This window comes from Deinococcus peraridilitoris DSM 19664, from assembly GCF_000317835.1.
Classification (GTDB): Bacteria; Deinococcota; Deinococci; order Deinococcales; family Deinococcaceae; genus Deinococcus_A; species Deinococcus_A peraridilitoris.
Map to the genome: position 1 here is coordinate 516,446 of NC_019793.1, position 25,624 is coordinate 542,069.

Annotated in this window: 25 protein-coding genes; 16 read left to right on the forward strand and 9 right to left on the reverse strand. The window is 64.2% G+C overall.

Features of this window, described 5'->3' with window-relative positions; genetic code table 11:
• The first annotated feature begins 93 nt into the window (after nt 1-93).
• Genes DEIPE_RS02470 through DEIPE_RS02490 form a run of 5 tightly spaced genes read left to right on the forward strand, consistent with a single transcriptional unit; the run spans nt 94 to nt 3,763 of the window.
• A complete protein-coding gene (locus tag DEIPE_RS02470) occupies nt 94-609 on the forward strand; it encodes a helix-turn-helix domain-containing protein (RefSeq protein WP_015234410.1) in 516 nt (171 codons plus the stop codon).
• Nucleotides 610-616: 7 nt separating this feature from the next.
• Complete coding sequence (locus DEIPE_RS21915) at nt 617-1,309, forward strand: ImmA/IrrE family metallo-endopeptidase (protein ID WP_015234411.1); 693 nt, start codon at nt 617-619, stop codon at nt 1,307-1,309.
• A 24-nt stretch (nt 1,310-1,333) separates the two neighbouring features.
• Entirely contained in the window at nt 1,334-1,720 is a 387-nt protein-coding gene (locus DEIPE_RS02480; protein ID WP_015234412.1) for a hypothetical protein, read from the forward strand.
• 53 nt (nt 1,721-1,773) lie between these two features.
• Entirely contained in the window at nt 1,774-3,192 is a 1,419-nt protein-coding gene (locus DEIPE_RS02485) for a recombinase family protein (protein WP_015234413.1), read from the forward strand.
• A gap of 34 nt (nt 3,193-3,226) precedes the next feature.
• Nucleotides 3,227-3,763: a magnesium chelatase subunit ChlI family protein gene (locus tag DEIPE_RS02490; RefSeq protein ID WP_083865693.1), complete on the forward strand. Its 537-nt coding sequence runs from the start codon at nt 3,227-3,229 to the stop codon at nt 3,761-3,763.
• A gap of 27 nt (nt 3,764-3,790) precedes the next feature.
• Here DEIPE_RS02490 and DEIPE_RS02495 read toward each other — a convergent pair whose 3' ends face one another.
• Together DEIPE_RS02495 and DEIPE_RS02500 are read right to left on the reverse strand one after the other, a co-directional pair.
• Nucleotides 3,791-4,060: a hypothetical protein gene (locus DEIPE_RS02495; RefSeq protein WP_015234414.1), complete on the reverse strand. Its 270-nt coding sequence runs from the start codon at nt 4,058-4,060 to the stop codon at nt 3,791-3,793.
• 101 nt (nt 4,061-4,161) lie between these two features.
• Complete coding sequence (locus DEIPE_RS02500; RefSeq protein ID WP_015234415.1) at nt 4,162-4,443, reverse strand: hypothetical protein; 282 nt, start codon at nt 4,441-4,443, stop codon at nt 4,162-4,164.
• 201 nt (nt 4,444-4,644) lie between these two features.
• Between DEIPE_RS02500 and hslO the strand changes: the two genes are divergently transcribed.
• From hslO to DEIPE_RS02515, 3 genes are all read left to right on the forward strand, one after another.
• Nucleotides 4,645-5,535, forward strand: coding sequence for an Hsp33 family molecular chaperone HslO (hslO, locus tag DEIPE_RS02505; protein WP_015234416.1), 891 nt, complete (start codon nt 4,645-4,647; stop codon nt 5,533-5,535).
• A gap of 49 nt (nt 5,536-5,584) precedes the next feature.
• Nucleotides 5,585-6,544, forward strand: coding sequence for an RluA family pseudouridine synthase (locus DEIPE_RS02510; RefSeq protein ID WP_015234417.1), 960 nt, complete (start codon nt 5,585-5,587; stop codon nt 6,542-6,544).
• A 94-nt stretch (nt 6,545-6,638) separates the two neighbouring features.
• Complete coding sequence (locus DEIPE_RS02515; protein WP_015234418.1) at nt 6,639-7,271, forward strand: Fe-Mn family superoxide dismutase; 633 nt, start codon at nt 6,639-6,641, stop codon at nt 7,269-7,271.
• Between the two features lie 136 nt (nt 7,272-7,407).
• Here the strand turns inward: DEIPE_RS02515 and coaD are convergent, their stop codons facing one another.
• Both coaD and DEIPE_RS02525 read right to left on the reverse strand, forming a co-directional pair.
• Nucleotides 7,408-7,899 carry a pantetheine-phosphate adenylyltransferase gene (coaD, locus tag DEIPE_RS02520; protein WP_015234419.1) on the reverse strand — a complete coding sequence of 164 codons (492 nt, stop codon included), beginning with the start codon at nt 7,897-7,899 and terminating at the stop codon, nt 7,408-7,410.
• Nucleotides 7,896-8,423 carry an RsmD family RNA methyltransferase gene (locus DEIPE_RS02525; RefSeq protein ID WP_157448740.1) on the reverse strand — a complete coding sequence of 176 codons (528 nt, stop codon included), beginning with the start codon at nt 8,421-8,423 and terminating at the stop codon, nt 7,896-7,898. Before DEIPE_RS02525 ends, coaD begins: the two co-directional genes overlap by 4 nt.
• 64 nt (nt 8,424-8,487) lie before the next feature.
• On the opposite strand from DEIPE_RS02525, the gene DEIPE_RS02530 reads away from it, so the two are divergent.
• The 5 genes from DEIPE_RS02530 (at nt 8,488) to DEIPE_RS02550 (ending at nt 13,784) form a co-directional block, all read left to right on the forward strand.
• Entirely contained in the window at nt 8,488-8,943 is a 456-nt protein-coding gene (locus DEIPE_RS02530; RefSeq protein ID WP_015234421.1) for an RDD family protein, read from the forward strand.
• A gap of 286 nt (nt 8,944-9,229) precedes the next feature.
• Nucleotides 9,230-10,357: a RodZ family helix-turn-helix domain-containing protein gene (locus DEIPE_RS02535; protein WP_015234423.1), complete on the forward strand. Its 1,128-nt coding sequence runs from the start codon at nt 9,230-9,232 to the stop codon at nt 10,355-10,357.
• Nucleotides 10,358-10,367: 10 nt separating this feature from the next.
• The gene (locus DEIPE_RS02540; RefSeq protein WP_015234424.1) at nt 10,368-11,486 is read left to right on the forward strand and encodes a [LysW]-lysine hydrolase; all 1,119 of its coding nucleotides are present in this window, start codon (nt 10,368-10,370) and stop codon (nt 11,484-11,486) included.
• A gap of 91 nt (nt 11,487-11,577) precedes the next feature.
• The gene (locus DEIPE_RS02545) at nt 11,578-13,329 is read left to right on the forward strand and encodes an SLC13 family permease (protein WP_015234425.1); all 1,752 of its coding nucleotides are present in this window, start codon (nt 11,578-11,580) and stop codon (nt 13,327-13,329) included.
• A gap of 242 nt (nt 13,330-13,571) precedes the next feature.
• The gene (locus DEIPE_RS02550) at nt 13,572-13,784 is read left to right on the forward strand and encodes a hypothetical protein (protein ID WP_015234426.1); all 213 of its coding nucleotides are present in this window, start codon (nt 13,572-13,574) and stop codon (nt 13,782-13,784) included.
• Nucleotides 13,785-14,198: 414 nt separating this feature from the next.
• On the opposite strand, the gene DEIPE_RS02555 is transcribed toward DEIPE_RS02550, so the two are convergent.
• On the reverse strand, nt 14,199-15,533 hold the full coding sequence (locus DEIPE_RS02555) for an MFS transporter (RefSeq protein ID WP_015234427.1): 1,335 nt from the start codon (nt 15,531-15,533) through the stop codon (nt 14,199-14,201).
• A 137-nt stretch (nt 15,534-15,670) separates the two neighbouring features.
• Here DEIPE_RS02555 and DEIPE_RS02560 point away from each other — a divergent pair, with 137 nt between their 5' ends.
• Nucleotides 15,671-16,510 carry a C40 family peptidase gene (locus tag DEIPE_RS02560; RefSeq protein WP_015234428.1) on the forward strand — a complete coding sequence of 280 codons (840 nt, stop codon included), beginning with the start codon at nt 15,671-15,673 and terminating at the stop codon, nt 16,508-16,510.
• Here the strand turns inward: DEIPE_RS02560 and DEIPE_RS21920 are convergent, their stop codons facing one another.
• Complete coding sequence (locus tag DEIPE_RS21920) at nt 16,511-18,412, reverse strand: sensor histidine kinase (RefSeq protein WP_015234429.1); 1,902 nt, start codon at nt 18,410-18,412, stop codon at nt 16,511-16,513.
• Nucleotides 18,413-18,483: 71 nt separating this feature from the next.
• Nucleotides 18,484-18,879 carry a M67 family metallopeptidase gene (locus DEIPE_RS02570; RefSeq protein WP_015234430.1) on the reverse strand — a complete coding sequence of 132 codons (396 nt, stop codon included), beginning with the start codon at nt 18,877-18,879 and terminating at the stop codon, nt 18,484-18,486.
• Nucleotides 18,880-19,001: 122 nt separating this feature from the next.
• On the opposite strand from DEIPE_RS02570, the gene DEIPE_RS02575 reads away from it, so the two are divergent.
• Nucleotides 19,002-22,196, forward strand: coding sequence for a DNA translocase FtsK (locus DEIPE_RS02575; protein WP_015234431.1), 3,195 nt, complete (start codon nt 19,002-19,004; stop codon nt 22,194-22,196).
• A gap of 193 nt (nt 22,197-22,389) precedes the next feature.
• Nucleotides 22,390-23,712, forward strand: coding sequence for a fasciclin domain-containing protein (locus DEIPE_RS22880; protein ID WP_015234432.1), 1,323 nt, complete (start codon nt 22,390-22,392; stop codon nt 23,710-23,712).
• A gap of 131 nt (nt 23,713-23,843) precedes the next feature.
• Here the strand turns inward: DEIPE_RS22880 and DEIPE_RS02585 are convergent, their stop codons facing one another.
• Together DEIPE_RS02585 and DEIPE_RS02590 are read right to left on the reverse strand one after the other, a co-directional pair.
• Nucleotides 23,844-24,713, reverse strand: coding sequence for an ABC transporter permease (locus DEIPE_RS02585; RefSeq protein ID WP_015234433.1), 870 nt, complete (start codon nt 24,711-24,713; stop codon nt 23,844-23,846).
• Nucleotides 24,710-25,624, reverse strand: a complete 915-nt coding sequence (locus DEIPE_RS02590) for an ABC transporter ATP-binding protein (protein ID WP_015234434.1) — start codon at nt 25,622-25,624, stop codon at nt 24,710-24,712. Before DEIPE_RS02590 ends, DEIPE_RS02585 begins: the two co-directional genes overlap by 4 nt.

Genomic DNA, 25,624 nt, shown 5'->3' on the forward strand with positions numbered 1-25,624 from the left:
TCACAGGCAACATGTCAAGCCTGTTATCAAGCACTGTCAACATTCACACCTGTGAAACCTAACAGTAATGTGACGCGTAACAGGGGCATGCTCATGATTCCCACGCTCAGCCCCTTCCCGGGGATACCTATGGCAGAGGCACGCGACAAAGATGGGGTCCTGGACGCACGCGAGGCGGGTAAATTCTTGCGAGACCGCTTACAGGACAAGGGCTGGCAGATCCAGCAGCTTGCCGAAAGAACTACCGTTCCCGATCCCGACTACCTGTCGAACCTCCTGAGTGGCCGCATTAATGCAGCCAAGAGCAAACATCTCAAATCCATCGCACAGGCACTCGACCTGAATGCAGAGGATATCCGGTACCTCAACCCCAACCTGGTTGTCGACATTGCGCCCCCACAGGGTCGCAAAATGCTCTACCCCATCCCGGAGGCTCTACAGGATGCCATTGATAGGTACAGCGAGCGCGCCCCCGACCTTCTAAAGCCCAAATGGCAGCAGTATTTGGCCAGCATGCGTTTTCGAGGCAGCCGGCCGCAGACTGCCGAAGACTGGTACGACATCTATCGCGACTTCACCCGGCACGGCATTGAGCCCGAAGGCAATTAGGAGTAGCGTGCTTGAACTCGAAGCAACGTACCTCGCTCATATTCAACGCACCCACGCCGCCTATGGGTATGAGCTCGACTTTCGACGCCTTACCAACATGATGGGTGTGCGCGTCAGGATCGTTGATCACGAATACAGCAGCGCGACCGCGAACCCTCCGGCAGTAATCAACCTCTGCAAGGAGGACGTCGGCGTCGGGGATCACGGACGGTTCACACGCTTCCACGAACTCGCGCACATTCTGATGCAACAGTGCGACGTCGACGCCGCTTTGACGTTTTATTACGGCGATTCCGACCAGGCAGAGGAGCACATTGAACGGCTCTGCAATATTGGCGCCCGCCTCCTACTGATGCCCGCGCCGATGCTCCGTGAGGCCCGCGTCTCGTACGGGAACAGCGCTCAAGCGGTTGAGTACCTGCGCAGGCATGGAAGGGTCAGCCGCTCTACCGCCCTACGCCGCCTGGTACTCGACGATCCGCACGCCAGCTGCGCCGGGATGGTCAGCAGTGGCCGCTACGTTTCCGATCTGGTACGCCTCAACTTCAGAACGCCCTTTGGACTGTTCGACAAGCTCCCAGAGGAGTTTCACCTCTCTGATGATCAACAGAGCAGGCGTTTCCGAGTCGAAGACGTTGACGTCTCGTCCTACCGCATTCCGCACACCCGCACCAGTATCAGCGTGCTGGTCGCTAGCTAAACCACCATCGCTTCGGAGGAACGTATGAAAAGTATTGTCGCCCTGACCGCCTTATCTATCGCTCTTGTTGCCTGTGCGCCAGCCCAGGGCGTCCCCCCTACCCGATATGTCGGGCAGTCGGGAGAGATCCTTGCCATGATCAGCCAATACGGGACTGAGCTTCGCCCGAGTGATCAATTCAACAACTTCACGGTCGAGGCGATTACGAATAACGGCGTCACGTTTGTCACGCAAAACACCCCTGGATTCCAACTCTTTGTTGGACGTCAGACAGTGCGTATGACGTTTACCGCACTCCAGGCAGGGAACAACGTGAGCGTTGCGGGATCAATCAGCAACGGCCAACGAGAGCTAATTGACGCAGTGTTCCGTCACCTCGACAAGAGTTTCCAGCGAATCCCCAATCCGTAAACCACTTTGAGGGAGCAGGGAATAACCCTGCTCCTTTTTCATTTGGAGTGATCATGCCTCGTTCTGCCGTCCTCTACCTTCGTGTCTCCACCTCGCAGCAGGCGGGTGATGAACGCTTCGGTTTCGACGTGCAGCGTCAGGCCGCCGAACGCTACGCCACCCAGCAAGGCCTGCGCCTCACGCGCACGTACCAGGACGTCATCACCGGCACCAAAGCCACCCGCACGCAACTCAACGCCCTCCTCGAAGACGCCGGCAATTACGAAGCGGTGCTGATCAGCAGCGTCGATCGCCTCGCGCGACGCACCGGCATCGCTTACGCGGTCCTCGAGGAGCTGCTCGACACCGGCATGGAAGTCCACAGTGCCGACATGGGCGTCATCGACCCGAAGGACGAAATGAGCGCGCTGAACTTCGGGGTGCGTAGCGTCTTTGCCCAAGCGGACCACATGCGCATCGTGAAGCGCCTGCGCGAAGGCATGCGCGCCAAAGTCCGCCGCGGCAAGCCGGTCGTGCCGCCGAGTGGGTACGGCTGGCAGGCCGGGGAGATCTTCGAGGAAGAGGCCGGGTGGATCCGGCAGATGTACGCCTGGGCGCGTGAAGGCAAGACCGCGCATGAGATCGTCACGGAACTCAACCGGCTTGGCATTCCACGACGTGGCGGGGCGCGCTGGTCGCACAGCACGGTCAAGTACACCCTCCGCAACCCGCTCTACAAAGGCGTCTACCAGTTCGGCCGCGCCCGCAAAGGCCGCGGGGATGGACGTGACCTGGTGACGTGCGAAGTGCCCGCCATCGTCTCCCCCGCCGATTGGGACGCCACGCAGCGCGCCATCGACGCCCGCACCAGGGGCGGCCGCCCAGCATCCCGCATGGACGCCTCGGAGTTCGGCCTCGCCAAACGCGTCAAGTGCGGCGCGTGCGGCAGCACCATGAGCAGCGCGACGAACCAGCCCCGCGAAGGGCACAGCCGCAGAAACCCCTACCACTTCTATTACTGCTACCGCATCTACCGCCGCGACGGGTACTGGGGTGAACCCTGCCCGCACCGCCGGTACTACGGCGCCCGCAAGCTGCATGCGCAGGTTCGGGAGCAACTCGAACAGCTGCAGCTGGATGACCTGGCACTGGCTGAATCTACGACCTACCAGCCGCCCGAGCCGGTCGATCTCACACCAGCCCTCGCGCAGATCGAGCGCAAGCTCACCCGGGCGCGCGAAGCGTACCTCGGCGACGTCCTCAGTCTCGATGAATTCGCGCAGGAGAAACGCCGCCTTGAGGAGCAACGCCAGGCGCTCCTGGAAGCCCAGCAGGAAGAAGCCTCCCCTCGTCAGCTCCCCCTCAAGGAAGCCCGCGCGAAGATTCGCGAAGCGCTCCGGAAAGACAGCATTGCTGAGACCGCTCAGGACCTCGGCCTCAGCCTCACCCTCTATCCCGACGGTCGCGCCGACCTGCGGATCGACCCTCTTTAATCCTCAAACCGGACAGCCTTCGGAAGACGGGCTGGTGACCATCAGCCGGGCGCGCGCCAGTGTCAGCTACCCGGCACGGTTTCAGCTGGTGGCGGCCATGAATCCCTGCCCGTGCGGGCATCATGGCGATCCCGAGAAACACTGCAGCTGCTCGGCCACCGAGCGTGCCCGCTACGCGGTGCGCATCAGCGGACCGCTGCTCGACCGCATCGACCTGGTGGTCAACGTTCCACGGCTGACCGTCGATGAACTCACGCGGGCCAATGTGGGCGAGCCCAGCGCCGCCGTGCGCGAGCGCGTTCACCTGGCCCGTACGCAGATGCTGGAGCGTCAAGGGGAACGCAACAGCCTGCTGGCCGGCGCGGTCCTGCGCGCGCATACCGCGCTGAATGCCGGACCCGAGAACTTTGCGCGGACAGCTGCCCGGCAACTGGGCCTCACCGGCCGTGGGTACGACCGGATTTTGCGGGTAGCCCGGACCATTGCGGACCTCGCAGGCGCGGCAGACATCACCGAAGCGCACCTGGCCGAAGCGGTGGCTTACCGTCCCCGCGAACTGGCGACGGCCTGAAGATTCCCGAACGGGCGGTTCAGGAACTTATGAAGGCGAGTTCTTGTCGCGCTGGTGCACCGTGCCGCTCGCAGCCTCGTCATGGGCGCCCGCACTGGCGTTGAGCCCGCCCGCCACCGGGCCACCGACGTTGGGCACCGTGGACAGGTTGGTCTGGGTGATCGGCGTGAACGAGGCCCCATCACCTTGTGTCGACCCGGGCACGCGCGAATTCTCCTGGTTTCCGTCGTCACGCTCGATTTCTTCCACTGACCTGCCAAGGGGTGGAATACCCGTCAGCTTGCTGTCGTCTGCCATGCGTACCTCCAGGGCCTGCTCGTCTCGTGCGCGTCATCCTGCTGGATGTCAGCCTGCTGGATCGCCATGCCCATTGTGCGGCAGGAGCCTCACAAGTCCGGTCAGGACGTGCTGTTATCGGTGGCCTCATCACCGCGGCCGTCGTCGGCACGCCGGGTGTCGGCACCTTCTTCGCTGTTGAGGTTGGCTCCGGTGGTGCCGCCGCTCGAAATAGGCATGCTGCTCGGGCCACTCAGGAGTGGGATGGGAGGCAGTTCTCCTTCGCTGCGCACCTCTTCGCCTGGAATGCCGGGATTGTGGCGGTTGGTGCCTCCCCCCTCGACTTCCTCCACGGATTTGCCGAGGGGCGTGAGGTCACCCGGTCGGGTTCGGTCATCATTCATACCTCAGGGTATCCAGGTCGCCTGAGCGACAATTGCCGGGAACCTTGGCCCTTCTTCAGGGTCAGCCACGACTGCCGACACCCGAATGCTGTCAGCACACGAAAAATCTGACTTTATAACTATCAAGTTTTCTTATTCCCTGAATACAGCAATGGCACCCGCCTCCTATTCGAAAAACCCGCAATTCTCTACAGTGAGCAGGTGAAACAGGCTTCTTTTCTTTTGCGGGGCACGGCGGCGCAGGACACCTTGCGGGTGCTGGCCGTCGACGCTACGGCGGTCGTGGAAGAGGCGCGTGCCCGCCACGATCTGAGCGCCACTGCCTCAGCGGCATTGGGCCGCACGCTCGCAGGGGCGCTGCTGCTCGCACAAGTGCTTGGAAAGACGGACAACGCCCGCGTGACCATCCGAATCCAGGGAGACGGCCCGATCGGCTGGATCGTCGCAGAAGGCAGCGCAGACGGTGGGGTGCGCGGATACGTCCGTAATCCGCACGCCGAGCTGCCCCCCCGTGAAAGCGACGGCAAGCTCGATGTACGCGGTGTCATCGGCAGCGGCGATCTGGGCGTGATGCGCCTGCTGGAAAATGCTGAGCCGTACACCGGCACCGTGGAACTCGTGAGCGGCGAGATCGCCGAGGACCTGACCTATTATCTGGCGCGCTCCGAGCAGATCAACAGTGCGGTGCTGCTGGGCGTCTATGTTGAGGGCGGCCACGTCGCCCACGCGGGCGGCCTCATCGTGCAGGCCATGCCCGGCGTGACAAACGAAACCCTGGCGCGAATCGAGGGAAACATCGCCTCAATGGGCTCCATCACCGACAACCTGCGGCGAGGCTCCCTGCTGGAAACCGTGCAGCAGGCCACCGAGGGCCTGGACCTGGTCTTGCAGAGCAACGCGCAGCCGGTGACCTTCGCCTGCCGCTGCTCCGAGCAGCGGGCGCTGGCCTCCCTGACCTACTTCAATCCCAGCGAGCGTCAGGAAATGATCGACGAGGGAGGGCAGGAAGTGGTGTGCCATTGGTGCGGGCACAGGTATCACCTGTCACCCGAGCAGATTCAGGCACTCGACACTCCCAGCGCGCAAGCCTGACAAGATTCAAAACCCCACGGGACCGGGATCGGTCCCGTATTCTTTTTGGATGACCGATTCCGGAAACAGACTCGAATTCAGCGCCACCACCGGGCGCCTCGATGCCGTGGTGAGCAGCCTGAGCGGCGTGAGCCGCTCGCAGGTCGTTCAATGGATCGACGCTGGTGCCGTGCGTGTCAATGGCGTGGTGGCCAGCAAGGCCGGCGTGAAACTGCGCGGCGGTGAAGCGGTCGAAGTCGACGTTCCGAGCGTGATCACCGGCACCGTCGAAGGCGAACAGGTGGAGCTGGACGTGCTCTACGAAGACGATCAGCTCATTGCGGTCAACAAGCCCCCGGGCATGGTCACCCACCCTGCGCCCGGGGTCTACAGCGGCACCCTGGTAAACGCGCTGCTGGGACGCGGCACGCTTCCGGAGCAGGACGGCGCACGCGGCCCGGAAGGCTACCGGCCCGGCATCGTGCACCGCCTGGACAAGGACACCAGCGGCGTCATCGTGGTGGCCAAGACCGTGGGTGCGCACGCCGTGCTCGCCGCCGCCTTCAAAGAGCGCGAAACCCACAAGACTTACCTCGCCGTGGCGGGGGGCAGCTGGGCGGCCGACCGGCCCATCAAGGTGGACGCGCCCATCGGCCGCCATCCCATCGACCGCCAGCGCATGACGGTGGGCGGGGTGGGCGGCCGCGAGGCGCAGACGCTCTTCACCCCGCTCGCGCGCCTCCGAAGCCATGCACGAACGTTCACCCTCGTGCGCTGCCAGCCACACACGGGCCGCACCCACCAGATCCGCGTACACCTCGCTCACCTGGGCTCACCCATTGTGGGGGACGCGACGTACGGACGCGCCAGCGAGGTCATTGGCCGTCAGGCACTGCACGCCTGGAAACTGCGCTTCCTCCACCCGCTGTCGCGAGAAGAACTGCTTCTGACCGCTGCTCCGCCCGAGGATCTGCTGTCGGCCTGGCTGGCTTTGGGCGGGGGCCTGCCCCCTGAGCTGACGGGTGAATGAGAGCTTGAACTGAATCTGCGTTTTCGCGCCGGGTTTAAGATGAGCCCGGACCGCCGGAAGGTTTCCAGGCGGAATTGAAAGGAGCCTGATTGACATGGCCAAATACGAATTGCCGCAGCTGCCCTACGCGTATGACGCGCTTGAGCCGCACATCGATGCCCGCACGATGGAAATTCACCACACCAAGCACCATCAGGCGTACATCAACAACGCCAATGCGGCGCTGGAGGGCCTCACCGAGTTGCAGGACCTCGGCCCCGAGGAACTGATCCAGAACCTCGAGCGCGTGCCACAGGACAAGCGTGGCGCCCTGCGCAACAATGCGGGCGGTCACGTCAACCACAGTCTGTTCTGGCAGATCCTGGGACAGGGATCGGGCGGCCCCGGCGGCGCCCTGGCCGGCGCCATCGAGCGTGACTTCGGTTCGCTTGACGACTTCAAGCAGAAGTTCGCACAGGCCGCCACCACGCGTTTCGGGTCCGGCTGGGCCTGGCTGGTCGTCAAGAACGGCAAGCTGGACGTGGTCAGCACGGCCAACCAGGACAATCCTCTGATGGGCGAGGGCGTGGCGGGCGCCAGCGGCATCCCGATTCTGGGCCTTGACGTGTGGGAGCACGCCTACTACCTGAACTACCAGAACCGCCGTCCCGACTACATCGCGGCGTTCTGGAACGTTGTGAACTGGGACAAGGTCGCCGAACTCTACACCCAGGCAGGCGGCCAGTAACATCCTGCGAGATGACCGTCTGAGTACACCGGACGCTCACGGACGGGACGACGAAAAGAGCCCCGAGTGCCGGGGCTCTTTTCGTCGTGACCGTTGGCGCGACACCGATCCACGCACAATCCGGCACACGCTGCGGCTACAGGGCTTCCAGGGAGTAACGGCGCTTGAGGGCCCGTTCGCTGGCGGGCGGCACCATTTTTCCGATGTCACCCTGATAGCTCGCGACTTCCTTGACCATGCTGCTGCTGACAAAGCTCCAGCGGGTGGCTGCCATGATGAACACCGTCTCGACGTCGCCGAGCTGTCGGTTGAGGTGAGCAATCTGCAGTTCGTACTCGTAGTCGCTCACCGCCCGCAACCCACGCACGATGACGCCGTTCTGATTGCGCTGCATGTACTCCACCAGCAGGCCACTGAAGCCGTCGACCCGCACGTTCGGGAGGCCACCGGTGGCTTCGCGCAGGATATCGAGGCGCTCTTCCAGGGAAAAGAGGTGCTTGCCCTGTTTGCGTGCGTTGTGCATGACGGTGACGGTGACGGTATCAAAGATCTTGCTGGCACGCGTCAGAACGTCCATGTGTCCGTTGGTGACGGGGTCAAAAGAGCCGGGATAGACGGCGTGTTTCATTCCAGGCGAGTGTACAGCGTCATCACGTTCGAGCCGTACACCCGGCGTTCGAGCGTGTACCCCTCGTGCTCGCCCAGCGTGAGCTGGGTCGGGTGCTGCACGATCAGCAGCCCCCCTGCGAGCACCGCACCGCTCTTCAGCACGCTGGAAGCAGCACGCTGAATGTCCTGCAGGTACGGTGGATCGACAAAGACGGTGTCGAAAGCGCCCAGACGGCTCAACACTCCCAGCGCCTCGCCGGACACCACGTGCACCGGCAGCGACAACAGGCGGGCATTGCGCTCCAGAATGCGCACCGCCGCCGGGTTCCTTTCAACCAGCGTGACGTCGTATCCGCGACTGGCGGCCTCCAGGCCGACGGCACCACTGCCGCCATAGAGGTCGAGAAAGCGCCCTGCTCCCTGGCGGGAATCGAGCAGATCGAACAGACTTTTGCGCAGCCGGGCACCGGTGGGCCGGGCGCTGTCAGGAACCTGAAGTGCGCGACCCTTGGCCGTACCGCCGAGAATTCGCAGCGTGGGCACCCGCTCAAGGTACTGCAAAGACCCGCCCCCTTGACACGACTCATCACTGTGTCATGATTTACTCATGATTACAGCGGGAACCTCAGTGACCATCCGGCATGCCGGATTCTGGCTGCGCGTTCTCGCCGGACTGGTTGACAGCATGATTCTCGCCATAGGGCTCGCAGTGGTGGCACTGGTGGTCGGCAGTACGATGGGCGTCGTGTATGCCGACCAGGCCTCACCCGAGGTCCCCTTTTATGAGACCCTGGGCCTGATTGGTCTGGTGGGCACCTGGAGCTATTTCGTGCTGATGGAAAGCTCGGCAAGAAAAGCGACTTTGGGCAAGCTGGTGCTGGGCCTGCGTGTCATCAATGCACACGGTGACCGTCTGAGCATCAGTCAGGCTGTCGCCCGCTTTCTGGGAAAAGTGCTGGGGGTACTCACGCTGGGCAGCGGCTTTGCCCTGTCCGGTCTGACCCGTGACAAGCAGGGCCTGCATGACCTGCTGGCCGGTACCTTTGTGGTACGCGTTCACTGACGCCCTCGTCGGTTACTCCGGACACACGGACGCCAAGCATACCCAGCATCCCACCCGCTTCACCGTCAGGGGCAAGCGTCAGGCCGGGTGCCGCCTTCTCCCGCTCTGATGGCTCGACACGCTAACCTATAAGCCAGGAAGCAGGACGCCACGCCCGTTCAGCAGACCTCTGGTGTGCCCGTGCCAGCTTGACCCGGGTTGCGGCCATTGACCGTTTGGCGCATTGCCGTGGCCGTCGTAATTTCTCCGTAGTTCATTTTCGATTGATTCAGAAAGGGTGATGTGCATGAACGACCAAGTGCTTCAGACGTTGCGCGCCGCCGGGTTCGATGTCCGGCCGACTGCCACCCTCGACCGCGAGGGAGCATTTTTTGCCCTCACCGAGGACATGCTGTTCTATCTCGAAGGACAGAAAGCAAGCAGCGTCAGCCTGCGTGACATCACCCGCATCCACAGCGATGGTGACGGCATTCTTCGGGTCAAAGCCGGAAACTCGACGATCATCACGGCGCCCCTGGTGGGCTTCGAAGTCGCCCGCGTGCAGCATTTCTTCGCGGAAGTGCGTCACGCGACCGCGCGCGCCAAGACCCTGCCGCCTCCACCTGCCCTGACCGGGACAGGAGCCTGGAAGACCGGCTGGAACGCCACCGCACCAGATACGTCCGGTTCACTGCAAACCTCACCTGCCGTGCCTGCAGCCGTTGCCGCGTCTCCGGCGCCCGCCGATGAACTTCACGCCTCCGGCGCCGCAACCCCTCTCCGGGTGCGTGAAGTGGTGATCCCCCCGACGGCTTCCAGTGCGGAGCGCGAACCCACGCTGGCCAAAAGTCCGGACCTGGCGACCTCGCGAAGGGCGGAAACCGGTCAAAACCCAGCCGCTGCGCCGGGTGCCGACGTCAAGACGCGCTCGACGACCGCGCCGATCGAAGCTGTGCGGGTGATCCCAAGCCGCCCGGAAACCACGCTGCCAGCCGTGACGGCACCGACCGCAGCCGGTGTGCCGGGCCGCGACCCGGTCCGAATCTCCTCGGCGCCGGTCAGCGCCGTCCCGTCCACGGTGGCCACGGCTGCCAGTGCAACACCCGCCGCGCCCCAGCAGGAAAACACCGCACCCGTTACGACGCCCGTTGCAGCGCCTGTTGGGGCTCCCCGTGCCTCTTCCGGGCACAACTCCCACACCGGAGTTGGCCATCCCCTGCAGCGGTTTGTGCCCACGCTGCGCCTGCTCGCCATCCTGATGGGCGTGACGGGAGCCGGGGTCGGGCTGCTGGAATGGCGCGCCGGGGCACCACTGAGCGGCCTGTGGACCATCGGGGTAGGCGTCGTGGGCGCTATCGCGCTCTTCGTGTTCGGTGAGGTCGTGCGGACGGTCGCTTACCTGGCCGACCTGCTGTCGCGGGAGGCTGAGCGGTGAAAGGAAACGCGTGACCACGATCGCCGGGCAACAGTCGCTCCGGGAGCGGCGAACCGCACTGCTGCTGGGAACCGTGGAGCGGCCCAGTGTCTCCGGTCAGGAAGCGCAGGTGGCCGGGTTTCTGGTTCGCTGGATGAGCGACCACGGCTTCAGCGCCCACGTCGACGAGGCCGGCAACGCGGTCGGCTCACGCGGCGAAGGTTCGCTGACCGTCGTGCTGCTGGGCCATATCGACACCGTGCCAGGCGATATCCCCGTGCGCATCGAACAGGGCGTTCTGCACGGACGGGGCAGCGTGGATGCCAAGGGGAGCTTTTGCACCTTCATGGCCGCCGTGGCCGAGCTGCCCGATTCGGTCCTCGCGCGCGCGCGCTTCGTGTGCATCGGTGCGACCGAAGAGGAAGCGCCCTCCAGCAAGGGTGCGCGCTTCGCCGTCACCCGTTACCGGCCCGACTTCGTGCTGATCGGCGAGCCCAGTGGTGCCCAGGGCATCACGCTGGGATACAAGGGACGGCTGGTCGTCAAGGCACAGGTACGCAAGGATAACTTTCACAGCGCGGGCGAGGGCACCAGCGCTGCCGATGACCTGACCGAATACTGGTTCCGGGTTCGCGAGTGGGCCCGCACGGTTTCCGGCAAAGGAGCCTTTGACTCGGTTCAGGCGACGCTGCAGCACCTGAGCAGCACCACTGACGGGCTCTCCCAGGATGCCGAGGCCACCATTGGCCTGCGTCTGCCACCGGCCGTCTCGCCGCTGCAGGCCGAGGCTGCCCTGAATGGTCTGCTGCAGGACCCAAACCAGGGAGCGGGCGACATCACGCTTGGTATACTGGCCGTCTCGCTGTCCTTTATGGGGCACGAAATGGCCGTCCGGCACGCCAAGGATTCACCGCTCGCGCGGGCCTTGCGCGTCGCGATCCGAGCCCAGGGCGGCGAGCCGATCTTCAAGGTCAAAACGGGCACCAGCGACATGAACGTGGTGGCCGAGCACTGGCCGGTACCGACACTCGCGTACGGACCCGGAGACTCGCGACTCGACCACACTCCGCAAGAGCACCTTCCACTGGACGAATACCAGCTGGCCGTCGAGACCCTGCGGGACGCCCTTGTACGGTTGATTGGCAATTGAGGCCGGGCACCGTCCGGCCTGCTCGCTCCGGGTACAAATTTCCTTAAGGTTTGGCCGACGCGCCACAAACGGAAAATCACTAGCGTAAAGCGTGACCGTCGTGCTGATTCTGTTCGTGCTGGCGTTGTTTCTTTTTGCCACCGAACTCCTTCCCGTGGACGTGACGGCCCTGCTGCTGCTCGCCGCACTGATGATTTCCGGTGAAATCACGCCACAGCAGGCATTCGCCGGCTTTGGCAACGACACCATTCTGACGCTCGCGTCCCTCTTTATCCTGACCCGCGCCCTGCTGCGCACCGGCGTGATCGAGGCCATCGGGCAGGCGCTGTCCCGTCGGGCCAGCAATGCCTGGGGCACGGTCCGCTTGATGCTGGCCACCGTCGCCGGCGTGTCGGCGTTCACGTCCAACACCGCCACCACGGCGGTCTTTTTGCCGGTGATGCTGGGCCTCGCGCGCCGGGCCAAACTTCCACCCGGACGAATCATGATGCCGCTGGCCTTCGCCTCGATTCTGGGCGGCACCGTGACGGTCATCGGGACCAGCACCAACCTGGTCGTCTCGGGCATCCTGCCGCGCTATGACCTGCCCCCGCTGGGCTTTTTCGAACTGGCCTGGGTCGGGTTGCCCATCACCGTGCTCGGAATGCTGTACCTGTTTCTGGTGGCACCGCGGCTGCTGCCTGCCAATCAGGACGCAGTCGCCGACCGCTACGGCTTGCGCGCCTACATGGCCGAACTGACCGTCAACGCCGAGTCACCGCTGATCGGCCGGTCGCTGCGCGAGACCGGTTTTGGCCGCGACTACGGGCTGACGGTCGTCGCGGTGCGGCGCGGCGAACAGACCATCAACGCTCCGGGCGCCGATTTTACGCTGGCCGCCGGGGATCATGTGGTAGTCGAAGGCCCCACCGAACGCCTGCTGGCCGCCAAATCGCGTATGGGCGTGCACGTCAAGCAGGAGGACCGGCTCAATGAAAGCCTGCAGGGCGCCGACCTCAACGAGATGGGCCTTGCCGAGGCGCTCGTGATGCCGCAGTCTCCCCTGCTGGGACGCAGCTTGCGCGGTTCGCGTTTCCGCGAGCGCTACGGCCTGTCCGTGCTGGGACTCCACCGCCGCGCCCGTGCCAGCGACGCGCTGGCCAGCACCCGGCTCCAGGTGGGCGACGTGCTGCTGGTGCAGGGCCCTCGCGACCGCCTCAACGCTCTGGAAGGACACCTGACGGTGCTCGCCGACGTCAGCGAGCAGCAGCGTGACACCAAGCGCGCGCCCATCGCGGTCATCGTGTTCGTCAGCGCGATCCTGCTGAGCCTCTTCACCCCGCTTCCGCTCGCCGTCGCGGTGGTTTCGGCAGTGACGGTGCTGTTTGCGCTGCGGGTGATCGCACCGCAGGAGGGCTACAACTCCATCGAATGGTCGGTGCTGGTGTTGATCGCCTCGATGCTGGCCTTCGCGACGGCCTTCGAGGAAAGCGGGGCTGCCAAGATGATCGCGCAGTACGTGGCTTCGGTGACTGAACCGCTTGGACCGTACGGGTTGCTGGCCGCTTTTTTTGTGCTCACGGTGCTGTTGACCCAGCCGATGTCCAACCAGGCGGCAGCACTGGTCATGCTGCCCATCGCCATTGCCGTGGCGCAGCAACTGGGGTACAGTCCGCGCCCGTTTGCCATCGGCATCGCCATTGCGGCAAGCAATTCGTTCATCACGCCGCTGGAGCCCGCCTCTCTGCTGGTCTTTGGACCGGGCCGTTACAAGTTTCTGGACTTCGTGCGGGTGGGCAGCGGCCTGACCCTACTCACGTTTGTGGTGGCAATGCTGATCATTCCGTGGCGCTGGCCATTCTGAAGTGTGCCAGTGCACCAGGAAGCAGCCTTTCACTTGTAGCCGGTGGCGTTGACTTCCGCGCGTCAACGCCCAAGATGCGGGCAGGCGCCTGATGGCGTCCGTTCTGCAAAGTCAGCGAGTGAACTCAACCATCGGGCTGCGGCAAGAAAGGAGCACCTGGGTGGTTCTCAGCTGCTCCGAAACGAACGACAGTTCGTATTCGCTGAACGTCCGAAGCAGGAAGTGGCCTGTATACTTCGCGCATGAGCGTCAATTTCCAGGAGCAAGCCGAGCGACGCGCCACGGAACGTCTGCGCCAGGCCCTCGAAGAACATCACCACACCACCCTGATCGCGGTTACATTGGGCGTGGTGGTGGGTGTCGGCGTCGCAACAGGTCTGGCCGTCTGGATTCTCAACCGCAGCCGCAAACCCAGACTCATGACCGACGATCCCGAAGCGCCGCTTTTCGTGTAATACCGTGGGCATGGCCGGAGTTCGTCTACCCTGTGCTGATGCGGCCCTGCCCAACTGAGTTGTCGGCACACCGGACCCGCCAGAACGCTGGCGCAGGTATCTCAGAGCGCTTGTCCATTCCACCCTTGGAGGAAGACACTCCATCAATTCCATTGTCTTGGGCAGAACGGACGCGCGCAAGCCCTCAAACCGCTTTGAGGGCTGCTCTGCGCAAGACGCCCATGAGGACGCCTGCCCGCTTCTTGGGCAGAACGGACGCCCTTAAGGACGCCTGCCCGCTTCCAAACGCTCCTGGTCAAAGGTCACTCGCTCCCCGCGCTGACAGCGTGCCCAAAAGCGGTTTCGGGCACTGCGCGCTCTCCGCTCGGTCAAAGACATCGATCAAAAACCTATCAATGTCTTTGACAACCGCTTTCAGTCATCTGCAGCCTGCTTTTGCTCGCGGGGAATGGGAGCGCGTGCGGGCAGTGTCGGCAGCTCTCGCGGCAGCTTGCGCCACAGGAGCACGACCACAGCCCCGCCCAGGAAGGCCAGCACGACCAGGCCGAGCCGTGGTCCAAGGGGGCCATCTTGTGAGATCAACTCACCGGAAATCACGGCACCGGGCGGCGCCATGCCCACCAGTACGAAACTGTACAGGCTCATGACACGGCCCCGCAGGGCGTCCTTGACCACCAGTTGCACGGTCGAGTTGGCACTGATCAGCAACGACAACATCGCAAAGCCACACCCGGCCAGCGCCAGCGCCGCGAGCACGGGGTGGTTGATCACGGCCAGCAGCGCCGAGAACGCCAGCAGCATCAGGGCACCCAGGCGCAGATTGCGCACCGGGTTGGGTTTGGACGCCTGCCACAGTGCGCCCAGCATCGCTCCCGCCCCAAAGGCAGCGTTGAGCAGCCCGAAGCCGGTGTCGCCCAGGTGGTACACCACGCGTGCGTAGTAGGGAATGATCACGTTGAAGTTGATGATGGTGAGCGACAGCCCACCGACATAAAGCATCACGTACAGCAGTTGCCGGGTGGCCCGCACATACCGCAGGCCCTGCAGGGTGTCCAGCAGCAGGTGGTGGTGCCCCCCATCGTCAGGCTGGCGCACGACCGGCAGCGTGGACTGAATCAGGATCACCGCCACAAATGCCAGGGCGTTGAGGTAAAACGGAAAGGCCAGCCGCGCGATGGAGTCACCGTCCCCCCGGGCCAGCAGATAGATGCCGACAGGCACCACAAAACCGAACAGCGCCTGGCCCACGGTGCGTGACACGTTGAAGGAGAGGCTGTTGAGCGCGACCGCGTTCGCCAGCAGCGAGCGGGGCACGAAATCGGCCACCATCGACTGACGTGTGGGCATGTTGAACGCGTTGGCGGTGCCGGCAACCACTGCCAGGACAAGCAGCAGGGTCAGGGTGACGGTGCCCGTCTGAATCAGCACACCGAGCGTCAGGGCGCTCAACATCAGCACGATTTGCGTGACCTGCAGCACCCGCAGCTTGGAGAGCCGGTCGATCAGCGCGCCGGCGAACAATGAAAAGACCAAACTGGGGGCGAACTGGGCCACGTTGACCAGCCCCAGCGCACGGCTGGAGTTGTTCGTCAACTCCAGCACGAGGTAAGCCTGGGCGGTGGACTGCATCCAAGAACCGACCAGGCTGATCATCTGGGAAGTCCAGTAACGCCGGAAAACGGCGACGGAAAGGGCCTGAAAGGTACGCTGCCGCCACGTTGCGAACCGAAACCACCAGCGGGCGACCATGCACGCAGCCTACACCCGTGCGACCACACCGCACGGTCTGTCCCGGCGCGTGTTACACTCTCGCTCAGAGTTCTCACTTCAAGCGCGCCGTGCTGTCTGGCGTGCAGTACCCCAGCCGACTCTTCCGAAAGGTGCGTATGCTCCACTCTTGGCTGCGTGTTGCCCTGCTGCTGACATCCGGCGCCACATCGGCGCTCGGTGCACCCATCGAATACACTGTTCAGGGCGGCGATACCCTCTACGCGATTGCCCGGAAATTCGGGCTGAGCATCGAACGGCTGCTCGCCGACAACAATCTGAGCAGCCCGGAACTCAGAATCGGGCATCGGCTCCACATCAACTCCTCTCCACTGCCGGCCCCAGAGGCCACTCCCGCAGTGGGAAGTTTCCCTCACACCGTGGGGCCGGGCGATACCCTCTACTCGCTGGCCCGACGCGCAGGCGTCACGGTCGAGGCACTGATGGCAGGCAACAACCTCACTTCATCGGAGCTGAAAATCGGACAGCGGTTGCAGCTTCCAGTTGTGCCTCCCGGACCGTCGTCCCTGGCCGCGCGACCTTCTGACCTGCCCACCGGGTCAATCGCCCTGCGCACGCCGGTGGCCGATCTGGCCCTGCGCTTCCTGAACGTCCCGTATGTGTACGGCGGCAATTCGGCGGCGGGACTGGACTGCTCCGGACTGGTGCTCCAGGTGTATATCCCATTGGGACTGCAGCTTCCCCGCCGCAGCCAGGATCAGTTTCTGGTCGGTGAGGTGGTCGAGCGCAGCGCACTTCAGGAAGGGGATCTGGTGTTCTTCGATACCGAGGGTGGCGGCGTGGCGTCGCATGTGGGCATCGTGCTGCAAGGCGATCGCTTCGTGCATGCCAGCACCTACGATCGGCGGGTGACCGTCAGTCGGCTTGATGAGACGTACTACGCCGAGCGGTATCTGGGCGCTCGGCGTCTGCTGCCGGCGCTTGCCTCGCGCCCCTGATCACGGCACGCCGATCTCGTCTTCTTGGGTCCTTTCTTCTGCGGTCAAGGAGCGTTTGGGCAGGGTAAAGGCAAAGGTCGCGCCCTGATTGGGCCGGGCATCGGCCCACACTTGCCCGCCGTGCCTCAGCACGATCCGGCGAACGAGGGCCAGGCCGATGCCAGTGCCCTCGAATTCCTCCTGACGGTGCAGGCGCTGAAATACCCCGAACAGCTTCTCGGCGAAGCGTGGATCAAAACCCACACCGTTGTCACGTACCTGCACCATCCACTCGTCAGGATGTTCGTCGGCCCACACCGCAATGCGCGCATTCTCGCGCGTCGAGGTGAACTTGAGGGCGTTGGACAGCAGGTTGGTGAGGGCGCGCTGCAGCAGGAAGGAATCGCCCACGACCACGGGCAGCGGTGAGATGTTCCAATCGACCGGACGCCCGACCAACAGTGGTTCGAGATTCGTCTGAGCCTGTTCGATCAACATGTTCAGATCGACGGAAACTGGATGCATCGGACGGCGCGAGGTGCGGGAGTAATCCAGCAACGCGTCGATGAGGGCGTCCATACGTGACGCCGAGCCTTCGATGACGGTGAGGTAACGTGCGGACTTGTCGTCCAGCCGCTCGGCCATCGAACGGCGGACCATGCCCACAAATCCCTGGACGTGACGCAGGGGTGCGCGCAGATCGTGGGACACCGAATACGAGAAGGTCTCCAGTTCCTCGTTTGTCTGCTGAAGCTGCGCATGCTCCTCGCTGAGACGCTGCTCCAGCCGGGCACGCCAGCGCTTCTGTTCCTCTTCGCGCGCGCGCAAGCGAGCGGCCAACCCTGCCAGGCTGGCCGACAGCTGTTCGACTTCACGGTAGCCCCGCACCTCGTTCACGCCGACGGGAGCCGGATCATCGAGCATGCCAGCGACCGAGTGTTGCAGTCTCTGCAGCGGATCTGTCGCCCAGCGCGCACCCCACCACGCCAGCAACGACAGCAGGGCCACGCTCGCCGCTCCCCAACCCAGGACCTGACGCTGCCGGTGAGCAATGGGCACGAGGACCGTACCCGACTGCTGGCGCACCAGTACCTGCCAGCCGAGGCCCGGATAGGCGTCCTGACCCTGCGCCAGTGACAGGCTGGAGAGGAAACCACGGGCCTGAACGACGTGATTTGTAACATGTTCCCGACCCTCGGCTTCCCCGGTGTTCGGTGTACTTTCCGGTCGGGCGACCGGCGAAGCGGCCTCGCCGTGCAGGACGCGACCACGGCGATCGAGAATCAGCACTTCGACGGGACGCTCTGCTGGGGCGAGTTCGTGCACGCTGAGCTCGACGCGTGCAAGCCACGACCAGCTGAGATGGGCACCCAGCACACCCCGCAGCCTGCCGTCTTCGTCCAGCACGGGGACGCTGATGTCAACCAGCCGAAGGGGCTCATTGTGCGCTCCGGGCAGGAACTCGGCCAACAGCTCCGCGGCGTGGACATCTCCCAGCGCCGCCCCGGTCAATCCACGGCGAAACCAGGGTTGTGTCTGCACATCCTGCCCCTCCAGCAGACCGCCCGTGGCCGCGCGCACCCGTCCCTGCGGATCGGCCAGACCCAGCCAGGCAAACTCGGGGTGTCGGCGCTGAAGACGCTCCAGAAGCTGACGCTGCTCCTGGGCCGGCGCACTGCGCAACTCGGCCAGACCGGCGACAAAAGCCACATCCTCGAAGCGCGCGCTCATGTCCGTATCAAGGCTTCTGGCCGCCACACGAGCAAGCCGGGTGAGGTATGCCCGCTGGTCATCCTCAGCCTGGGCTTTGGCCTGGTACCACACGGCACTCAGCAGCCCGAGGACGATCAGTGCTGCCAGAAGGGCGAACAGGAGTGTCACGCGCGCTGCGAGCGACCAGTTCGTGCCCGAAGCACTTGGCATGGTCACAGGCTACTGCAAGGTGTGGTGCCGTCGCAGGAGGATATTACACAACGGGCGGCAGTGCCGCCCGTTCAGCCCAGTCGGACTTCGCGTTTTTCGGGCAATCGGAACGCCCGCAGTGTCGCGCCCTGCAAATCCACGATCAGGTACGGGACAGCGTAGCGGGCCAAGTTCACGTCCGTTTCACTGGGCCAAGACGGTCCGGCCGGATGCGAGTGGTAGATGCCCAGCAACTCGAGCCCTTCCCGACGCATGGCCTTGAGGGCCCGCAGCACCTCCAGTGCGTCGGCCCGGTACTCGCGCTCAGGTCGGGGGGCCACGTTGTTCAGGGGATACAGGGTAGCGGCGGCCTGCTCCCTTCCTCCCAGCAGGCCGACACACTCCCGCGGCGCTTCCGAGCGGGCGTGTCCCCAAAGCCGCGCCCGAAGCGGCGGCGGCAGCACCAGCACCTCTTGCCTCTCGTGCATGGCCCATTATGCTCCGGTGGGGAAATCCTCGATCATGAGCGATATTTCGCGTTCCCGGTCCGCCACACGCGCCTGGCGCGCTCCCGCGCCCAACGCGGAATTCCCTGGGCTACACTGTCGACATGGCCAGGGCCAAACAGCGAGCCAAACGTCCTCTTTCCACAACCAGCCGCTTCGACGGCGAAGCCCTCGGCTTGGTACTGTTCGCCCTGGGCCTCTTTCTGGCCATTACCGTCATGCTGCCTGTCGGCGGTTCGCCGAGCGTCAGTGGGGACGGCTTCATGGCGCTCGCCAACCGGACTCTGCTCGGCTGGGGTGGATGGGGCGCCCTGCTGCTGCCGGTGCTGCCGCTGTCTTACGGCGTGCTGGTCTTTCTGGGCCGCGATCTGCGCAACCTGACCCGGCGCGCTCTGGGAGGAGTGGTTGTCGTGCTGTCGCTGCTGTGCCTGCACGAGCTGTTCGTGCCAGGCCAGGCGGGCGCCCTGGCCGCGAACCTCATGTCGCCGCTGTTTCTGGGCCTCGGATATTTTTCGGTGTTGCTGCCCCTGCTCACCCTCAGCCTGGGTCTTGAAGTGTGTTTTTCCTGGCCGGCCTTCTCGCTCGCCAAAAACTTCGTCCGGCTGGTCAGCATCGGCGCGCTGGCGGTGTTCGGCGCTTCCCGCGACGCCATCGAAGCGCGCCGTGACGGGCAGGAGCGCAGCCGGATCCGCGGCGAGCTGCGCAGCGAACTGCACGGACACGTCCGCGATCTGGCCGCCCTCGAAACGCTGTACCCTGAAAGCAAGGAGTTGGGGCACTGGAAAGCCGAGATCAAGCAGGCCCTGCGCGACCTGCCCAAACGCGACGAGGAAGGCCTGACCCACCTGGCCAAGGACCTCGCGGGCTGGCGTGAGCTGGCACGGAATTTCACCGCCTCAGCGGCGCGTGACTTGCAACTCGCCGTTGCCGGAGAGGCGCCCGAGCTGGCCTTGACCCTCGAAGAGATTGCTCAGGACGTACGCAAGAACCGCCACGAACTCGCGCGCGAACTGCACGCGACCCTGGCCAGCGCGGCCCTCGACCGGGTACGCCGGGCACTGCACATGGACCTGATGCGCCTCGCGACGAGCGCCGCGACGCTGGAGCGTGAGCGCAAGCGGGCCGAGAAGGCACTGGAGAACAGTGACGCCGAACTGCTGGCGCGCGAATTGCCACGGCACCGTGCGCGAGTGAAGGAGTGGGAGGAATTTGTGGCACGGGCAGACGAGTGGCAGGAACGTGCCGCACTGTACTCCGGCTGGCCGGAACTGGCCGAGCGCTTCGATCACGCGCCGGCCGAACTGGCCTCGGCGCTCGCTTCCGGGCTGTCGACAGACCCGGACGGCACATTGGGGGAACAGGCCAGCTGGGCCACGAAGCTGGAATTGGCCGCGCGCAGCGCCATCACGGGCGAGTCCGCCTTGGGTCAACCCGGCGCCGAGCCCCAGGGCACGGCCATCGCCGAAGGCGTCTTCTCCCCTGTTCACACGACGGTCTATGCGCCGGCGCCGGTTTCCGTTCACCCGGTCATCGACCTGGAATTCGGTAATTACGAGCCTGTCGCCCTTGACGATGGGCTCCCAATCGGTGATGCCGCCGGTGAAGAAGTCGGGTCACCCGTCGGCGCGTCCGGCTTGGGCTCTGCTTCGAGCGCCGTGGTCCATACCAAGGCTCCGAACGACGGTCCCCTGCCTTGGGAGATCGGCGATGAGTTACCCGACACGAAGGAAAGGGCACCGGCAGGAAAAGCCCGTGACCCTCTGCGCGCCGGCCCGCTCTTTGCGTCGTCCGTGCTGAGCGTCAGCGAAACGCGTCTCCCGGCGTCGCAGGGCGCGATTGATATCGCGCGTCCCGGCTTCGACCTGCTCGACCCCATTCCGGCGGCGGCCCTGAACACCAGCGCGCTGGATGCCATGGCACGCAACCGGGCAGAGCTCATCAACCAGACCCTCGCGCATTTCGGCTTGCAGGCCAAAGTGGTCGACTATGCCCGTGGCCCCACCGTGACCCGCTACGAAATCGAACCTGCGCCCGGCGAGAAGATCAGCCGGATTGCCAGTCTGTCCAACGACCTGGCGCGGGCGTTGGCCGTAGGCGGAGTGCGCGTGGAGGCTCCTGTGCCCGGCAAGAGCGTCATCGGCCTGGAAGTGCCCAACGCCGAGCGCGAGCCGGTCACTTTTCACGCGGCAGCGGCCAACCCTTCCTTCAAGGCCACCCGCGCCAAACTGCCCATCATTCTGGGCAAGAGCATCGACGGCGAAATGCTGGTCGGTGACCTCGCCAAAATGCCGCACCTGTTGATCGCCGGTTCGACCGGCTCAGGCAAGTCGGTGTGTGTCAATACTTTGGTCGTCAGCCTGCTGTACCGCTACCTGCCCACCGAGCTGCGCTTTTTGATGATCGATCCCAAAATGGTGGAACTCACGCCCTACGACGGTATTCCACACCTCGTGCGGGGTGTGGTCACCAACCCAGCTGACGCCGCCGGTGTGCTGCTCGGCGCGGTCGCGCACATGGAGCGCCGCTACAAGATGATGAGTCAGGCGGGCGCCAAAAACCTGGAGCAGTTCAACGCCAAGATGCGCCAGATTCACGAAGCCGAGCTGCCGCATCTGGTGATCATCATCGACGAGCTGGCCGATCTGATGATCACCGCGCCCAAGGAAGTCGAGAGCGCCATCATGCGCCTTGCCCAGATGGCGCGAGCGACCGGCATGCACCTGGTGCTGGCCACCCAGCGGCCGTCTGTGGACATTCTGACCAGCCTGATCAAGGTGAACGTGCCCGCGCGCATTGCCTTTGCGGTCAGTTCCAGCCACGACTCGCGAACCATTCTGGACGCCATGGGAGCAGAGCGCCTGACCGGAATGGGAGACATGCTTTTTTACCAGCCTGGGCTGGTCAAGCCACAGCGGCTGCAAGGACCTTACATCTCGGAAAGCGAAACGTCGCGCATCACCGAGTACCTGCGCCGCCAGGTCTTCGAAGACTGGTTCGGTGAGACGTACGGCGCGGATTTCGATGGTCTGATCAGCGGACCGGACGTGAAGGGAGGTGGGCCAGGCAGCAAGGACATGGACTTTGCCGATCCATACCTGCGACAGGCCGCCGAAATCTGCATCGAAGAGGGCCAGGGCAGCGTGTCTCGCCTGCAGCGCCGCCTGTCGGTCGGGCACGCCCGCGCCGGCAAGCTGATGGACATGCTCGAAGCGATGGGCATCGTCTCCAAGCACCAGGGAAGCAAGCCGCGTGACATTCTGATCTCCCGCGACGATCTGCCGGAGTACTTCGGGCGCTGAATACAGCCCAAAATCTCTTCCTTTGACCCGCTCGCTGGACCTGACCGGCCGACAATGGAAGCCGCTTGAAATCGGCGCGTATCCGCATATTAAGTTTTTCTCAAGGCCGCCGTGGCCGATCTTGAGAATCCCTTACTGGGTAAAACTCCTCTCATGAGTTAAGATTCGGCGCGTAAGGAAAGGAGTTGTGAATATGAAGAAGACCGTGCTTCTGGCACTGACTTCGTCTCTCGCGCTCGGCGCTGTCGCGCTGGCGGGAGGCGGTGGCGCCGTCTCGGGCGGCGGCACGACCCAGGCAGCGTGCAGCTCGATCACCGAACTCGTGGCCCTCGATCCTCAATTCAGCACCCTGTTGGGTGCCCTCAATCAGGCAGAGCTGCTCGACACCTTCCGGGGTGGCGGGCCGTTCACGGTTTTCGCTCCCACCAACGCCGCATTTGCCAAAGTGCCGCAGGATCAGCTGCAAATGCTGATGAACGACCGGGCGGCCCTGACCCGGGTGCTGCAACACCACGTCGTCCAAGGACGCGTGACGGGTCGCCAGGCTGCACAGCTGAGCGGGGCCAACGCGCTGTCGGGCGAGCGCCTGAGCATCTCGACGAGCAGCGGCATGGTGATGGTGGCCGGGGCCAACGTCACCCGCGCCGACATCACCGCCTGCAACGGGGTGATTCACGTGATCGACACCGTGCTGATGCCCACAGGCACCATGGCGATGGGGAACACGACGCAGGCGAATCAGACGACCACCCAGGCCACCGGCACCCAGGCCACGGGCACGCAGACGGGCACTGCCGCGGGTGGCAGTTCGGTGAGCACGGGTATCACGGCCGCGCAGATTCCCGCTACACCGCTGAGTGGCAGCGCGAGCGGTACCGCCGGGAGCACGACAACCGACACGGCCACGACGGGAACCGGCACAGCCGCGACGGGAACCACCAGCACCACTGGTACGACCACGACCGGTACGACGAGCACAACCGGAACTGCCTCGACCACGGGTACGGGCACGGCCGCCACAGGAACCACGACAACCGGCACGACCACGCAAACGCAGGGTGGCGCCGGGGACGTCGATCCCAACACCGCTCTCCCCAACAGCATCACCAAGGTGATTCAGAAGGACCCGCGCCTCAGCACGCTGGCCGCAGCCCTGAAAGCCGGCGCGCTTGAGAAAGCCTTCGACACGGCTGGCGAGTATACCTTCTTCGCGCCCACCAACGAGGCCTTCGCAAAAATTCCGCAAGCACAGCGTGACGCGCTGCTGGCCAATCCGGACGCCCTCTTCCAGGTACTGATGTACCATGTGGTGCCCATGCGAACCACCGCAGCACAGGCTTCCACCCTGCAGGGCGCCGTAACCCTGCAAGGCGCTCCCTTGAGTGTCAACGTCAGCGGAAGCACGGTCAAGGTGGGCAACGCTTCCGTGGTGGCCACGGACGTGCAGGCCGACAACGGTGTCATTCACCTCATCGATACGGTTCTGCTGCCACCGGGCTTCACCCTGCCTCAGTAAGCAGACCTCACACACGCAACAAGACGCAACAAGGCCCCCAGATCTGGGGGCCTTGTTGCATCTACCAAGAGCGTCCGTCCGATGGTACCTACGGACTCACGCAGCACCTGCTCGAATTCCGAAAGGGAACATCACAGATCCCGGCGCCGGAACAGCAGCAGGGCCAGAATCAAGGCAATCAGGACGTAAGCGCCCGCCCAGATCAGCAGGGCAGTGGTGGGCGGCTCTGTCCCAATGAACGGATTGCCTCCACCCCGGACGTAGCGCTGAAAATTCAGGTACTCACTGGGTTGCAGGTAATACGACGCGCCTTTCCAGAGCGAATCGGCCGGCATGGCGTAGCTGCTCCAGGTGCCCAGCCGGGCCAGCATGGGGGTATCGGTGAATTCGCCGATGCTGTTCAGAATTCCGCCTGCAAAGCCGACCCCGTACAGCAGGAATACGCCGATTCCGTTGGCGAGCGTCGTGAAGATGGTCCCTCCCAGAATGGTCAGGGTGAGCAGCAGCAACACCGTCAGGTTCATCAGCAGCACGGCCGGCACCGGGTCGGGCGGCATGAAGCCGGTCAACAGACGCACGCCGACGATCAGACCGACCGACAGCAGCGAGACATACAGCACGTTGATGACCGCGAATCCCAGCCACTTGCCCGCCACAATCTGGGTGCGTGAAACAGGCTTGTACGCCACGCTCTGGATGGTGCCGCTCTCGACCTCACCGCTGACGGCGCCGACGCTGGACAGCACTGCCATCAGACCACCCAGAAAATTGACGAGGTACAGTCCGAACAGGGTGGTGGCCGCATAAGAGAAACTCGCGGAGCGCAGCGGCCGGTCAAAGCCCAGTTCGCTCGCACGTTCGGCCAGGTTGCGCTCCAGCAGGTTCACGCCGTACAGATAGAATCCCAGAAACAGGAGGGTCAGCCCCAGCAGCGTGATGACCAGACGGCGGCGCACCGCCTCGCGCAGGGTGAGTTCGGCCACCAGCAGCAGCCCTTTCACCGGTCGCCGCCTTTCTCGATCAACCGGACGAAAAGATCCTCCAGGTCCGGTTTGTGCGGGGTAAGCGCGTAAAGCCGGGCGCCACTGCCTACCACCAGCTCCGCCACGCGCGGTGCGTGGTGTTCGTCGGCCAGTTCGAGGCGCGCGCGTCCTTCGCCCAGTGCGGCAACCGCGCCGAGTTTGCGCAGTTTTGCCATCACCTCGGGAGTCAGACGATCGGCCTGCACGTCGAGGGTGAGCGCCGGTCCGAGCAGTTCACGCAAGGTGCCTGCCTGCAACATCTGCCCCTGGTTCACAAAGGCCACCCGGTCACAGGTCTGCTCGACTTCGCTCAGCAGGTGCGAATTGAGGAACACGGTCACCCCGGAATCCTTGAGCGAGTGGATGATATTGCGCACCTCGACGCGCCCCAGGGGATCGAGGGCACTGGTCGGTTCGTCCAGAAAAATCAGTTTGGGTCCGTGAATGAGGGCCTGCGCGATGCCGATGCGTTGCAGCATTCCCTTGGAATACCCGCGCAGCTCGTCACGTCCGCGGCCTTCCAGACCGACCAGCTTGAGGGCTTCCGGGGCACGCTCGCGCACCGCCCGACGGGAAAGGCCCGCCAACCGGCCGTGAAAGGCCAGGAACTCATTGCCGGTCATCCAGGTATGAAACCGGAACTGCTCGGGCAGGAAGCCCAGCTGACGCCGCACCTGCGGGCTCTCAACCGAACCTCCCAGCACGCGCACCGTTCCGGAAGATGGCTTGACCAGCCCGAGCAGCATCTTGACAGTGGTGCTCTTACCGGCCCCGTTGGGTCCCAGGAAGCCGAACACTTCGCCCTGGCTGACTTCCAGATCGAGCGACCGGACGACTGCGCGCTGTTTGTATTCTTTTCGCAGCTGCCTCGTTTCGATGGCGAGCGTCAC